This is a genomic window from Psychrobacillus sp. NPDC093200 (genome assembly GCF_050280345.1).
In the GTDB taxonomy this organism is placed as follows: domain Bacteria; phylum Bacillota; class Bacilli; order Bacillales_A; family Planococcaceae; genus Psychrobacillus; species Psychrobacillus faecigallinarum.
The window spans coordinates 1,165,335-1,179,887 of record NZ_JBNNVC010000001.1 but is presented as its reverse complement, the minus strand read 5'-3'; the positions used below and the strand labels follow the sequence as shown (position 1 = coordinate 1,179,887).

The following is a 14,553-nucleotide window of genomic DNA, read 5'->3' as shown; positions in this document are numbered from 1 at the left end:
TCTAAAACAGTCATTTGACTACTGTCAAATGACTGTTTTATTTAATACAAAATAATTTTACTCTCATTAAAAAATTATAAGCGCAAATATCGGACATATAAAGGCTCCTAATATAGCGCTAAGAGTCATCGCTACCGATCCCATAGTCATCGTTTCTTCCCCGTATTCTGCCAGCTTAGATAAGCCTATTCCATGGGATGCACTTCCTACAGAGATTCCTCTACCAATTGCGGTATCTATCCTACATAATTTAAATAGCAAAGAGCCTGTTAATGCTCCTATTAAACCAGCTAAAATGACAAAAACTGCTGTCAAAGCAGGGATTCCTCCAATTGATTCACTAATTGGCATAGCAATCGGAGACGTAATGGACTTTGGTAATAAGGATCTTTGAAGAAAATCCTCGAAGGACATCAGTTTAGATAAGATAGCAATACTAATAAGTCCTGAAAGCATTGCTACTGTAACGCCTAATATAATTGGAACTTTGTTTTTTATGATTTTTTCTCGTTGTGTATATAAAGGATAGGCCATCCCAACTACTGCAGGGCCTAGCATACCATCAATCCACTTAGCTCCCGACATATATGTATCATATGTAACTCCAGATAAACTTAAGATAACTACCAAAACAATAGTAGTAGTTAATATTGGTAACAACAAAGGATACGTAAATTTTCTATAGACAAAGGTCATTCCGATAAAAATGAGAATTGTCGCTATAATCATTCCTATAGCAATCATTTAACATCCTCCTTTATCATTTTGCCTTCAATGTATTGACATATTTTACCTGTCAATACAATAGTGACCATGGTACTGATGATTAGTGCAAGAACAATCAATACTCCTGTGACTGAAAATAATTGAGGATAATCCATAATTCCAACTGTTGCAGGAACAAATAACAACGCAAGAAAGGCAAGTAAAAACCCTGCTCCATCTTTTATAAGATTAACTGGAACTATTTTTAGTAGGAGACATGCAAGTAGTATCAACAATCCAGCAATACTACCTGGGAACGAAAATGGTAGCAATCCCACAGTCAAAGATCCAAGTAGAAAAAACAAATATAGAATAATAACTTGAAAGATTATTTGAATTAATTTTGTGATTTTTTCCATATACACTTTAAAAGTTATATCTTTTAAAGTTTCACCTCCACTAAACGATAATAGAAATTATTTTACGCCTTCTCTTTTAGTATGTCTATGTAAAGAAAATCACCTCTGTTAAACAAACAGAGGTGAAAGAAATTATTCTTTTACTTTAATGGCATGTGGATCAATCAACTCGTACCCTTTTGCACGTAATCCATCTACAATTTGAGGTAAAGCTGCTAAAGTCCATTCACGGTCATGCATTAATAAATTTGCACCATCAACTAAGTACTCTGTATTAACCATTATATCTGCTAAACTAGTAGCCTCCATATATTGCTTTTCCCAATCGTAACCGTATGTCCAATTCATCAAGACCATATCTTCTTGTTCTACTAGAGATTTACTAAAATCAGTATTGACTCCAAAAGGCGCTCGGAAGAATTTAGGTTTCTCTCCAATCACTGATTCTACAGTCTCATTTACGTTTAATATTTCCTCTTGCTGTTGTTCTTCTGAACTATTTTTAAGGTTTGCATGAGTTTGTGTATGGTTTCCTATCTCAAATCCTAAATCAAAGATTTCCTTTAAGTTAGCTTTTTCCTCCTCTGAATCTATGAAATGACCATTCACAAAAAAGATTGCAGGAGCGTCAAGCTCTTTTAACAGCTTCGCCATTTCTAAAGCATATTTATCAGGTGCATCATCAATAGTTAAAAGTACCGCCTTAGGATTTGCATCTCCAATTGGTTTTATTGTCCAATTGGCTTCATTAATTTCATATTGTATTTCAGTAACAGGTTCTTCTACTACTTCTTCTGCTGATTCAACTTCTTCCGTTTCCTCTTCTAATTCTGGTTGTTGAGTAACTTCTATTGTGTCGCCAACTTCTTTTTCAACTTCTGTCTCCTCTTCAGAGCATCCGGAGAGTAATAGTAATATTGCTGCGGGTAATAACCAAGTTGTAAGTTTCAATTTAATCACCATATCCCTTCTATTTCCATTCTAACAGGCATAAGGAAAACCGTGTAGAGTAATTCTACACGGTTTTTTGGTCCTACATGATTATTTAGAAAGAATATGAATAGGGTGGCCCATTACTACTTCAGCAGCTTCCATTGCAATTTCTCCAAGTGTTGGATGTGCATGAATAGTCATTGCAATATCCTCTACAGTCATTCCAGCTTCAATTGCTAAGCCTAGTTCAGCAATCATGTCAGACGCTCCCTGACCAACGATTTGTGCTCCAAGCAATAATCCGTCCTCTTTACGAGAGACTAGTTTTACAAAGCCTTCTGTAGCGTTAAGTGCAAGTGCACGACCGTTAGCTCCGAATGGGAACTTACCAGCTGCTACATCAAATCCTTGTTCTTTCGCTTGAGCTTCAGATAAACCAACAGTAGCAAGTTCTGGATCAGTGAAGCATACAGCTGGAATTGCAAGATAATCAACTACAGATGATTGACCAGCAATTGCTTCAGCTGCTACTTTACCTTCGTAAGAAGCTTTGTGAGCAAGCTGAGGGCCAGCTACAACATCACCAATAGCAAAGATATTGCTAATGCTTGTGCGACATTGCTTATCTACTTCGATTAATCCGCGTTCTGCGAATTTAATACCAAGTTCTTCTAAACCAATTTCATCAGTATTCGGGCGACGACCAACAGTTACTAATACATAGTCAGCCTCAACTTTTTTCTCTTCGCCACCAACCTCATAGCTTACTACTACACCAGTATCTGATTCTTCGACACCTTTTGCAGAAGCTTTTACTACGATGTCCACACCTTTTTTCTTCAAGCCTTTTTTAACAATTGTAGTCATTTGTTTTTCAAATCCAGCTAAGATATCGTCTCCGCCTTCGATAATTGTTACTTGAGAACCAAGGTTAGCATAAGCAGAGCCTAACTCAGTTCCAATATAACCTCCACCGATCACTACTAGTTTTTCAGGGACTTCTTGAAGATTTAAAGCGCCAGTCGAATTTATAACGCGTTTTGTATATTTAAATGTAGGTATTTCAACTGGTCTAGATCCAGTTGCGATAATCGCATGCTTAAAAGTATAAGTTTGTGCAGATTTTTCATCCATTACACGAACTGTGTTAGCATCTACGAAGTATGCTTCACCAGAAACCACTTCAATGTTATTTCCTTTTAACAGACCTGAAACACCACTTGTTAATTTTTTTACAACGCTTTCTTTGAAAGCTTGTGCTTTTGAAAAGTCTATTTTAACATCACTCGCTGTAATACCCATATCATCTGAATGTTTAGCTTGTTCGAAACGGTGACCAACTGAAATAAGTGCTTTAGAAGGAATACATCCAACGTTTAAGCAAACTCCACCGATATGTTCTTTTTCTACAACTAATACCTTTTGACCAGTTTGTGCAGCACGAATTGCAGCTACATAACCTCCAGGGCCTGAACCTATTACTAAAGTGTCTGTTTCAATCGGGAAATCTCCTACTACCATTTTTTACGCCTCCATTAATAATAATTCTGGACTGCTTAATAAACGTTTTATATGGTTCAACGCATGTTGGGCAGTCGCACCATCGATCATGCGATGATCAAAGCTCAATGATAATGCTAACACAGGAGCAGCTACAATTTCACTATTTTTTATTACAGGTTTTTCTGAAATTCGACCAATTCCGAGAATTGCTACTTCTGGATGGTTGATAACAGGTGTAAACCATTGCCCTCCAGCAGAGCCAATGTTTGAAATCGAACATGAAGCGCCCTTCATTTCAGCTGGAGATAACTTACCATCACGAGCTTTTGTTGCTAAAGAGTTAATTTCATCCGAAATTGCAAATACAGACTTACGATCTGCATTTTTAATAACAGGAACTAATAAACCTTTGTCCGTATCTGCTGCGATTCCTATATTGTAGTAATGCTTTTGAATTACTTCATTTGACTCGTCATCATAAGAAGTGTTCAATGCAGGGAATTCACGTAACGTACTTACAAGTGCTTTAACCACATAAGGTAAATACGTTAACTTGATATTTTTTTCTGCAGCAATTTCTTTAAACTTCTTGCGATGTGCAACTAGCTCAGTCACGTCAACTTCATCCATTAGCGTAACATGTGGAGCAGTATGCTTAGAATTGACCATTGCTTTCGCTATAGCTTTTCGCATTGGAGATAGCTTTTCGCGAGTTTCAGGGAACTCTCCTTCTAAATTAACTGGAGCAGAAGCTTTCGTTTCTTGTACTTTTTCTTTTTCTTCAGCTACAGAAGTAGATGTATCTTCTACTTTTTGGTCTCCAGATAAGAATGCTTCGATGTCTTCTTTTAATATACGACCATTTTTTCCTGTGCCATTAACGTCTGCAATATTTACCTCGTTTTCACGAGCAAATTTACGAACTGAAGGCATTGCAATTACACGAGTATCACCTTTTGGCTCAGGCTTCGCTTCTTGAGAAGTTTCTTTCACTTCCGTTTTTGTAGCTGGTTGCTGATTTTTAGAAGCATTAACTGGTTCTTTTTCAACCTCCTGGCCGTTCTCTAGAGTAGATTGAACTTGCGCCTCTGTTTTTTCTTCGCCGTGATCTCCCTTGAATTGAAGATCCTCATAGCCAGGTGCGTCTAATTTGACAAGTACGTCACCAACTACCGCAACAGTTCCTTCACTAACCAATACCTCTGTTACTTTTCCTTTAACAGGCGAAGGAATTTCAACTACAGCTTTATCATTTTGTACCTCACAAAGAATATCATCTTCGTCTATTTCGTCACCGGCTTTAACAAACCATTTAACGATTTCTCCTTCATGTATACCTTCTCCAATATCCGGTAGGCGGAATTCAAATGCCAAAGTGCTCACCCTTTCTATTGTTTGTTTTTATTAGAAGTTTAATACTTTCTTCGCTGTTTCTACTATATCCTTTGAGTTTGGCAGCCAAACTGTTTCTGCTTGAGAGAATGGGAATACAGTATCTGGTGCAGCTACACGTAATACAGGAGCCTCTAAGCTTAATATAGCTCTTTCAGTAATTTCTGCTACTACATTTGCTGCTATACCTGCTTGTTTTTGAGCTTCTTGTACAACGATAGCACGATTCGTTTTTTCAACAGAAGCAATAATTGTTTCAATATCTAATGGTTGCACAGTGCGAAGATCAACTACTTCAACGGAATGACCTTCTTTTTCTAGTTCCTCAGCAGCTTTTAAGCTCTCCTGCACCATTGCCCCGTAAGCAATAATTGTTAAGTCAGTGCCCTCACGCTTTACATCTGCTTTTCCAAGTGGAATTGTATATTCTTCCTCTGGCACCTCACCACGGAAAGAACGATATAATTTCATATGTTCTAAGAAGATTACAGGGTCATTATCACGAATGGCAGATATCAATAAACCTTTTGCATCGTATGGTGTAGATGGAATAACTACTTTTACTCCTGGAGTAGAAGTCATTAGAAGCTCCAAGCTATCTGCATGCATCTCAGGTGTATGAACGCCTCCACCAAACGGAGAACGAATTGTAACAGGCGCATTAAATGCTCCACCTGTACGGAAACGCATACGAGCTAATTGCCCACTGATAGAATCCATTACCTCGTATACGAAACCAAAGAATTGAATCTCTGGAACTGGACGGAATCCTTGTAGAGAAAGACCCACTGCCAACCCGCCAATACCTGATTCTGCAAGGGGTGTATCAAATACTCGATCTTCCCCAAACTCTTTTTGTAGACCTTCAGTTGCACGGAATACACCGCCGTTATTACCAACGTCTTCACCGAAGACTAACACATTTTCATCATTTTTAAGCTCATTACGGAGAGCATCCGTAATTGCTTGAATCATCGTCATTTGTGCCATCGGTTACTTCGACTCCTTCTCTGTATAGTAAGCTAATTGCTCATCTAAGTTATATGGATTTTCTTCATACATAATATTAATCAAATCTGTCACTTTTTGTTTTGGAGCAGCATCTGCTTTTTTGATAGCGTCTTTAATTTCTTCTTTCGCTCTCTCAATTACTTCTGCTTCCTTTTCTTCACTCCAAATACCTTTACCTTCTAAATATTTGCGGAAACGTACTAGAGGATCTTTCTTTTCCCACTCTGAATCTGTTTCAGAAGTACGGTAACGTGTTGGGTCATCTCCAGCCATTGTATGCGGACCATAACGGTAACAAACTGTCTCAATTAGGCTTGGCCCTTCTCCTTTAACAGCACGGTCTCTTGCATCCTTTGTAGCCACGTATACAGCAAGCGGATCCATTCCATCTACAACAATACTTGGTAATCCCGCTGCAATACCTTTTTGTGCAATTGTTTTTGCTGCTGTTTGTAGCTCACGAGGAGTTGAAATAGCGTATTGGTTGTTTTGGACGATAAACACAGCTGGCACACGGAAAGCACCTGCGAAGTTAATACCTTCGTAGAAGTCACCTTGTGAAGAACCACCATCTCCTGTATATGTAATAGCAATAGATTTTTTACCGCGTTTTTGCATTCCTAAAGCTACTCCAGCTGCTTGAATAAATTGTGCACCAATAATAATTTGTGGTGGGAACACGTTTACACCTTCTGGAATTTGGTTACCCATAAAATGACCACGTGAAAATAGGAACGCTTGCCATAAAGGTAAACCATGCCATACTATTTGTGGAACATCACGATAGCCAGGTAAGATGAAGTCTTCTTTTTCACAAGCAAAATGAGATGCAAGCTGTGAAGCCTCTTGCCCTGCTGTAGGCGCGTAGAAGCCAAGACGTCCTTGACGATTTAAGGAAATAGAACGTTGATCCAGAATTCTTGTATAAACCATGCGACTCATTAGTTCTACTAAATCTTCATCAGATAAATTAGGGTTCGCTTGTTCGTTAACAATTTCCCCTTCTTCGTTCAATATCTGGAACATTTCAAATTTTTCTTCGATCTCATGAAGCGTTTTCATTGGGTCAAACTGTTTTTCCTTGTTTGAAGCCATAAAGCACCTCTCCTTTTCCTCTGTATTAAAATTTATTTACTTCTTGATTGGTACAAGCTCAATTCCATTTAAGTATACTCAAGAATAAATGGTCGGTCAATCATCTAGAATTCTACTAATTTTATATTAGAATATTATAAACATTCTTTTCTGTACTACTAATTAATTATGTCTGTACTATATCAGTTTGAAGTATTATGCTTAAAATTTATTTTATTAATAGTAATAATATACAAGGGGGATCTTTTTGCTGGTCGATCTTTTAGTCAATCATTACAGTTCACGCTTCTTTTTGAGTAATTTTATCGATGAAATTCGCTTAATATAGTAAAGAACATCCTCTAAACACCTTGTATGAAATTAAAATATTTTAAATCTTACTTATAACTGAAACAACATAAGCATATGGTTTAACAACCTCTTCAATATACATACCACCTCTGTTATTTTTTACACTTCCTATCTTCTTTATGCATTCTAATCAAAAGAAATCTCAAGTGCTTCATCACTTGTCGTGTGATTTTTCCAACAATAATCGCTGTAAGGTATTCTTATAATCCTTCATACTATAAATAGTCGTTAGATGTGTAACACTTTGCAATAGCTTCGAAATAATAAAAATACCATGAACATCTGTTTCATGGCGCTAAATTTATATTATTTTTTTACAAAAAAAGCAGCCCTTTAATAGGGCTGCATTAGTAGAAATTATTCTTGATTTTGAAGTGTTGAAAAGGCTTGATCCTTCACTTCGTTTAAATGCGTAGTTAAATCATTAAATTCCTTGACAGATTGTTGTACCACTTCATTTTGCTTATTGACCTCTGCAACCTTCTCCTGAATCGAAGTAACATTAGCTTCCTCATCAACCAGCATGTTATAAAGCGATTCTTGCAAACTAGCAAGAGAATTGTATTGTTCAACCAACTTATCATGGGCAGCGTAGCGATTCTTTAAGGCCTCTTCCACTAAACGTATACTTTCCTTGTCAGATTCCTCTTTTGCATCAGAGATGACTGCTTCTAAATCTACAAGTTTTTCATTTGCCTTAGCAATCGATTCTTTTTCTTTTTTCACCAATGCTAAACGTTCCTCTAAAAGAGTAGCAGTTGCCTCTACTTGAGCACTCAGCTCATCCTGTTGGTCTTGAGTTAACTCCATCATACTTTGAAAATTGGTTAGTTCTTTTAACTCAGTTTCCGCTAATAAGGGTTGCACTTCTCTGTACCCTTTCTCAGTTTCATAGATTTCGGTTAATACATTGGACAGTTTTTCCTCCGTGCTCTCTCCAAAAGAACAAGCCGTAAGGAGTAGAAGCATACTTAAAGGAATTATGAATTTAATTTTTTTCATACAGCAACCTCCTATACCATTTTCAACTATAATTGTTCTAGTTATTAAATTCAACTGACGATATACCTTTTTGTTTAGTAAAACGACATAATTCGATATAATAGGAATATGAAATTTGAAAGGACGATTATGATGATTTTAATGCAAGATATAATTAGAGATGGCCATCCTACTCTACGTAAGAAAACAGATGAGTTAACATTTCCACTTTCAGAAGAGGAACAAACACTTGCTCATGACTTATTGCAATATGTTATAAATAGTCAAGATGATGAAATGGTGAAGAAATACAACCTTCGACCGGGGATTGGAATTGCTGCTCCGCAAGTAAACGTATCTAAAAGGATGTTCGCCTTACATTTAACCGACGAAGATGAAAATGAAGTCAGCTTTGTGGCAGTTAACCCTAAAATTATTAGCCATTCTGTAGAGAAAACGTACATAGCGGCTGGAGAAGGATGTCTCTCAGTGGACGAAGTTATTGAAGGTTATGTTCCACGATATGCACGTATTACCGCTACAGGTTTTCATCCAGACGGTACTCCCTTCAAAAAACGTTTAAAAGGCTTAGCAGCTATCGCATTTCAACATGAATTAGATCATTTAAATGGAATTATGTTTTATGACCATATCAATCCACAAAATCCATATGAGGAAATTCCTGACGCATTCCCATATGAACGTAAATAGTATCTTATTATTGTTATACCGAAGAAAGGTTTGCCTTTAAAAAGGCGAACCTTTTTTGTATTGGAAAAAATAACAAGGTTAGAAAAAGACTATAGATAAACACCACCAGATGGATGCTGTACGTCTATAGTCTTACTGCAAATTATTTTAAATCAGATAGTCTTGGCATCGCAGATAGTGCACCAAACTTAGTTGCACAAATAGAACCAAGTTTATTTCCAAAAGCGATATACTCGATCCATTCTTCTTTTGCTTCTGGCTTACCCTCTGCTTGGATTTTCGATAAAATTCCAGCCATAAAGGCATCGCCAGCCCCAGTTGTATCTATAGCCACTACTTTTTCAACAGGGATATGAACCAATTCTCCGTTAATAAGTGCGTACGTTCCCTCTGAACCAACCGTTACAAGAACAATTGGAATATTGTAAGGAGCTAGCTTATTAAGTCCTTCCAATCGGGAACTAGTTTCTGTCAAAAAGAATAGCTCTTCTTCCGTCAATTTAAAAATATCTATATCATGAAGAAAAGAGCAAATCGTTTCTCTACAATTCTGTTCTGTTTCCCAGCGCAAAGGTCGTATGTTTGCGTCACAAGATAAAAGAGCACTAGATTTTTTTATTTTATTAACAATGTTCCGTGTAGTTTTACGTGCTGTTGGATGAAATAACGTCCCAGAGCAAAAATGGAATACTGCCGCTTGTTCAAAAGCTTTTTCGTTAATCAGGGAGAAATCTACTTGCAAATCAGGAGTATCATCAACGTACGTGTGAAAATGCCGATCATTATTTTCAGTCAAATGAACATAGACACCACTTACACATTTCTCTGAATTCACTTGGGCATACGAAAGATTTACTCCTTCTGCCTCCAATTCTCTTCTGACAAACTTCGAGGTTTCATCCTCTCCAATTATCGTAATAAAAGATGAGGAAGCCCCTAGTCTACCAATACCTGCAGCAACATTTACTGTAGCCCCACCTAAAAATTTTGTGAATTTTCTATTTGTCTGATCCTCTGCAATATAATCAACGAAGGCATCTCCATAAATTAATACATTTTTGTTTTTTTGCTCGTTCATATGTAACTCCTTTAAATTAACTCTAATTTCTTCATTGCATTTACTAACCCATTTTCAGCAACATGATCTGTCACTATTGTAGCGTGTTTCTTAAGTTCTTCCACTGCATTACCCATTGCGACTCCTGTACCTACAAATTTCAACATTTCTACATCATTTAAACCATCACCAAAAGCAATTGCATCTTTTCTGTCTTTACCTAAATAATCTAAAAGAATTTCTATCCCTATTGCTTTAGACATCCCTTTTGGAAGCACATCACATGAAACTCTGTGCCACCGTACAAACGACAAGTTGGGAAATGCCTCTTCATATTCCTTTTGGATTTCTTCATTGCAAAAGACAAGAGATTGATGAATATCATTGTTCAAATAGAAATCTTCTGCTTTCCGAGGAAAGCCAACTTTTAATGTTGAAATACTTTCAATTACATCTTGATGATCTGGAACATTGGAAACCATTTCATTGATGTCCATGTATACTAAAGGCTGATCTTTCAAAGCAGCAAATTCAGAAAGCTTTTTTAGTTCGTCCTTATCAATAATTCCTTTATGTATAGTCTTACCTTCAAATTGGACAATTTGACCATTGTAGCTAATATAGGAATCTATTTGTAACTGGTCTACGATTGCTTTGGCAAGAAATGGAGCTCTTCCAGTAGCAATCACAGTGATATGTCCATTTGCTCTTGCTTGTTTAAATGCTTCTTCTACACCTGTAGGTATATTTTTCTCCATATCTAAAATAGTGCCATCAATGTCAAAAATCAATACTTTTTGTACCATCAAAATTTTCCTCTTTTCCGATTCGAATTATTTGACTTTTCCGTTAAAAACCTTTACAAATTTAATTTTTTCGTATATAATACGTCTTAAGGAGTGGATTGCCATGTTGAAACGCCTGAAAAGGAAATTGTTGAGACGACTCGGCGGAATGCTCAGAAATAAAACTATTGCTTAAGTCAAATGTCTTGCCCTTCAAAATTTGGAGGGCTTTTCTTTATTTTAAAGAAGTGGCGTGATAATATAAAGAGAATTGATTTATTATGAACGTGAAAAAGGAGAGTATAAAAATGATTTATAAAGTTTATTATCAAGAAAATGCACTAGAAGTACCAGTTCGCGAAAACACAAAGAGCTTATATGTTGAGGGTGAATCCGAACGCGAAGTTCGCTCCCTTCTAAAGGACCGCAAGTATAATATTGAGCTTATCCAGCTGCTTGAAGGAAACCACTTGGAATACGAACAAGCAAGCCCAAATTTCAAAGTAGAAGAGTTATAATTTATGAAATTTGTAAAAAATGATCAAACTGCTGTTTTCGCCCTCGGCGGACTAGGTGAAATCGGCAAAAATACGTATGGAGTTCAGTTTCAAGATGAAATCATTCTGATTGATGCTGGTATTAAATTCCCTGAGGATGACCTTCTTGGGATTGATTATGTTATTCCGGACTACACTTATTTAGTTAAAAATGTAGACAAGATTAAAGGATTATTCATTACGCATGGTCACGAAGACCATATCGGTGGAATCCCTTACTTACTAAAGCAACTTAATGTTCCAGTATACGGGAGCAAACTAGCACTAGGATTACTTCGCAATAAATTAGAAGAGCATGGTTTACTTCGTCAAACAAAGATGAATGTGATTGAAGAAGACGATATAATTAAATTTAGAAAAACCGCAGTTAGCTTTTTTAGGACTACGCATAGTATACCTGATGCTTTCGGGATTGTGGTGAAAACCCCTCCTGGTAATATTGTGCATACAGGAGATTTCAAGTTTGATTTTACACCTGTTGGCGAACCAGCCAATTTGACTAAAATGGCTGAAATCGGACGCGATGGTGTTCTTTGTCTACTTTCTGATAGCACTAATGCAGAGGTTCCTAATTTCACAATGTCCGAACGTAAAGTTGGAGAAAGTATGGATTCCATTTTCCGTAAAGTGAATGGCCGTATTATTTTTGCAACCTTCGCTTCTAACATCCATAGACTTCAACAGGTTATCGATGCCGCAGTGCATCATAATCGTAAAATTGCTGTTTTTGGAAGAAGTATGGATAATAACATTACCATCGGGAGAGAGCTGGGATATATTACAGCCCCTAAGGAAATGTTTATAGATACAAGTGCTTTAAATAGACTACCGGCAAACGAAGTATTAATACTATGTACCGGTAGCCAAGGTGAACCAATGGCTGCCCTATCTAGAATTGCTAACGGTACTCACCGACAAATTCAAATTCAGCCTGGAGATACCGTTGTATTTTCTTCTTCACCTATTCCAGGTAATAGAGCAAGCGTAAACAGAACGATTAACCTATTGTTCCGTGCTGGCGCAGAAGTAATTCATGGTTCCTTAAATAACGTCCATACATCTGGGCATGGTTCTCAAGAAGAACAAAAGCTTATGCTGCGTTTGATGAAGCCTAAATTTTTTATGCCTATTCATGGGGAGTTCCGTATGTTAAAACTTCATACCGAGCTTGCTGCAGATTGTGATGTACCAATTGAAAATACATTTATTATGGAAAATGGCGACGTTCTTGCTTTGAGCTCAACTGAAGCTCACGTGGCAGGACGTATCCCTTCTGGTGATGTATATATTGATGGTAGCGGTATTGGAGACATTGGGAATATTGTGCTAAGAGATCGCCGTATTCTTTCAGAAGAAGGCCTAGTAATTGTAGTTGTTAGTGCTGATATGGAAAGAAAGAAAATTGTGTCAGGTCCAGATATTATTTCTAGAGGATTCGTTTACATGAGAGAATCAGGCACGATGATCAATGAAGCTCAGCAAATGTTAAACAAGCATTTAAGATACACTATACAGGACAAGTCTATTGAATGGTCTGAGCTAAAAAATGAAATTACAGATGTGTTAAGCCCTTATTTATATGAAAAAACAAAACGTCGCCCAATGATTTTACCAATTATTATGGAAGTATAAATTATATAAAAGCATCCAATATTTTATTTGATGCTTCGGACTGTAGGCAAATTCAAAGAAATTTGAAATTGTCTACAGTCTTTTTTTTACAATATATAGTAAGAAATCGTCGATTCAGATATTCATAAGCCACGCTTTCCAAAAGCACGACCTCAGACTCGGCGCTTCGGCTACGTAGGTTTCTTCAAGTCATTCACTCCAATCGACTAGTGTTAGCTAATAATAAAGTATTAAATTTCAAAATACTTGGAGATAATAATAGTATGATGAGAGCTCTTTCAGATTTACCATATTTAAAATAAGCATCGCCGATTCAAAGATTTTGCCAAACAAAAGAGAGCATAAACGATTTAACGTTTTATACTCTCTTTTTAAGACTTATAAACGAGCAATTATTGATTCTCATCTTTTTGCTGCTCAGAAGGCTCTTCACTTGGGTCCGGCTCATTTTCATCGGTACCGTTGCATCCGAATAGTATACCTGTTGATAAAATAACAGACATAATAGTAAGAACATACCTTTTATTCTTCATCCTAATCCCTCCATTCTTATGCTTAATGTGTCTATCTTTTAGAAAAATATACAAAAATAAAAGAGCGCTCCAATTGGAACGCTCTTAACATTTTAAGGACTCATCTATACTTTGTTTGTTTATTTCATATTGAACGAATGTTTTATAATCTAAAATTTATTTATTTTAATAAATATAAAAGCCAAGGGAATAGTCCCTTGGCTTAGTTAAGATAAAACTTTCTTTTCAAAACGATTAATATCAACATCTGCACCAATTATAATAAGTACATCATTAAGTTGCATTTTATCGTGGGCTTGAGGTGAGACAATGATATCCTTTCCTCGTTTAACCGCAACGATGTTGATGCCATATCTCGCACGGATATCCAAATCTATAATTGAGAATCCGGCAATTTTCTCGTTTACTTTGATTTCCATAATCGAATGCTCATCGGATAGCTCCAAATAATCTAATACATTATTAGATATGATGTTATTGGCAATTCGTATCCCCATGTCTCGTTCTGGATGAACTACTTGATCTGCACCTATTTTTCGTAACACTTTTTCATGATAATCATTTTGAGCCTTCACAGTAATTTTTTTCACACCTATTTCTTTTAGCATAAGTGTAGTCAAAATACTTGATTGAATGTCATCCCCTATTGCAACAATCACGTGTTCAAAATTTCTTATTCCAAGGGATTTTAAAACTGCCTCGTCTGTTGTATCTGCAATCACCGCATGAGTTGCTATTGTAGCGAACTCATCTACTCGTTCTTGAATTTTATCGATTGCCATTACATCCGCGCCTTGCTCCATTAACTCTTTTACGATACTTCCTCCGAAACGACCCAAACCAATAACAACAAATTCCTTATGCATAACTGCGCCTCCTAGAACTAAT

At 36.6% G+C, this 14,553-nt stretch carries 15 protein-coding genes; 3 read left to right on the top strand and 12 right to left on the bottom strand.

The features are described from left to right. Window positions 1–66 precede the first annotated feature (66 nt). From ACQKNZ_RS05705 to ACQKNZ_RS05670, 8 genes are all read right to left on the bottom strand, one after another. Window positions 67–744: an LrgB family protein gene (locus ACQKNZ_RS05705; protein ID WP_154311207.1), complete on the bottom strand. Its 678-nt coding sequence runs from the start codon at window positions 742–744 to the stop codon at window positions 67–69. Then, entirely contained in the window at window positions 741–1,124 is a 384-nt protein-coding gene (locus ACQKNZ_RS05700; RefSeq protein WP_427658548.1) for a CidA/LrgA family protein, read from the bottom strand. The genes ACQKNZ_RS05705 and ACQKNZ_RS05700 overlap by 4 nt, the downstream gene beginning before the upstream one ends. 132 nt (window positions 1,125–1,256) lie before the next feature. Continuing rightward, window positions 1,257–2,087 (bottom strand): polysaccharide deacetylase family protein, encoded by an 831-nt coding sequence (locus tag ACQKNZ_RS05695; protein WP_427658546.1) that lies wholly within the window; start codon window positions 2,085–2,087, stop codon window positions 1,257–1,259. A gap of 78 nt (window positions 2,088–2,165) precedes the next feature. Beyond that, complete coding sequence (gene lpdA, locus ACQKNZ_RS05690; RefSeq protein ID WP_144537904.1) at window positions 2,166–3,578, bottom strand: dihydrolipoyl dehydrogenase; 1,413 nt, start codon at window positions 3,576–3,578, stop codon at window positions 2,166–2,168. Between the two features lie 3 nt (window positions 3,579–3,581). Further along, the gene (locus ACQKNZ_RS05685) at window positions 3,582–4,934 is read right to left on the bottom strand and encodes a dihydrolipoamide acetyltransferase family protein (protein ID WP_144537903.1); all 1,353 of its coding nucleotides are present in this window, start codon (window positions 4,932–4,934) and stop codon (window positions 3,582–3,584) included. A gap of 30 nt (window positions 4,935–4,964) precedes the next feature. Further along, window positions 4,965–5,942: an alpha-ketoacid dehydrogenase subunit beta gene (locus ACQKNZ_RS05680; RefSeq protein WP_144537902.1), complete on the bottom strand. Its 978-nt coding sequence runs from the start codon at window positions 5,940–5,942 to the stop codon at window positions 4,965–4,967. Between the two features lie 3 nt (window positions 5,943–5,945). Then, entirely contained in the window at window positions 5,946–7,058 is a 1,113-nt protein-coding gene (gene pdhA, locus ACQKNZ_RS05675; RefSeq protein ID WP_144537901.1) for a pyruvate dehydrogenase (acetyl-transferring) E1 component subunit alpha, read from the bottom strand. A 708-nt stretch (window positions 7,059–7,766) separates the two neighbouring features. After that, on the bottom strand, window positions 7,767–8,411 hold the full coding sequence (locus ACQKNZ_RS05670; RefSeq protein WP_427658543.1) for a YkyA family protein: 645 nt from the start codon (window positions 8,409–8,411) through the stop codon (window positions 7,767–7,769). 132 nt (window positions 8,412–8,543) lie between these two features. Between ACQKNZ_RS05670 and def the strand changes: the two genes are divergently transcribed. After that, window positions 8,544–9,101, top strand: coding sequence for a peptide deformylase (gene def / locus ACQKNZ_RS05665; protein ID WP_151110673.1), 558 nt, complete (start codon window positions 8,544–8,546; stop codon window positions 9,099–9,101). 142 nt (window positions 9,102–9,243) lie between these two features. On the opposite strand, the gene ACQKNZ_RS05660 is transcribed toward def, so the two are convergent. Continuing rightward, entirely contained in the window at window positions 9,244–10,179 is a 936-nt protein-coding gene (locus ACQKNZ_RS05660) for a carbohydrate kinase (RefSeq protein WP_340862840.1), read from the bottom strand. A gap of 11 nt (window positions 10,180–10,190) precedes the next feature. Next, window positions 10,191–10,964: a Cof-type HAD-IIB family hydrolase gene (locus tag ACQKNZ_RS05655; RefSeq protein WP_144537896.1), complete on the bottom strand. Its 774-nt coding sequence runs from the start codon at window positions 10,962–10,964 to the stop codon at window positions 10,191–10,193. Between the two features lie 287 nt (window positions 10,965–11,251). On the opposite strand from ACQKNZ_RS05655, the gene ACQKNZ_RS05650 reads away from it, so the two are divergent. After that, on the top strand, window positions 11,252–11,461 hold the full coding sequence (locus ACQKNZ_RS05650; RefSeq protein ID WP_144537894.1) for a DNA-dependent RNA polymerase subunit epsilon: 210 nt from the start codon (window positions 11,252–11,254) through the stop codon (window positions 11,459–11,461). A gap of 3 nt (window positions 11,462–11,464) precedes the next feature. After that, entirely contained in the window at window positions 11,465–13,132 is a 1,668-nt protein-coding gene (gene rnjA, locus ACQKNZ_RS05645; RefSeq protein WP_151110679.1) for a ribonuclease J1, read from the top strand. 392 nt (window positions 13,133–13,524) lie between these two features. On the opposite strand, the gene ACQKNZ_RS05640 is transcribed toward rnjA, so the two are convergent. Then, window positions 13,525–13,665, bottom strand: coding sequence for a hypothetical protein (locus tag ACQKNZ_RS05640; RefSeq protein ID WP_191696433.1), 141 nt, complete (start codon window positions 13,663–13,665; stop codon window positions 13,525–13,527). 206 nt (window positions 13,666–13,871) lie between these two features. After that, on the bottom strand, window positions 13,872–14,531 hold the full coding sequence (locus ACQKNZ_RS05635; protein WP_144537888.1) for a potassium channel family protein: 660 nt from the start codon (window positions 14,529–14,531) through the stop codon (window positions 13,872–13,874). Window positions 14,532–14,553 lie beyond the last annotated feature (22 nt).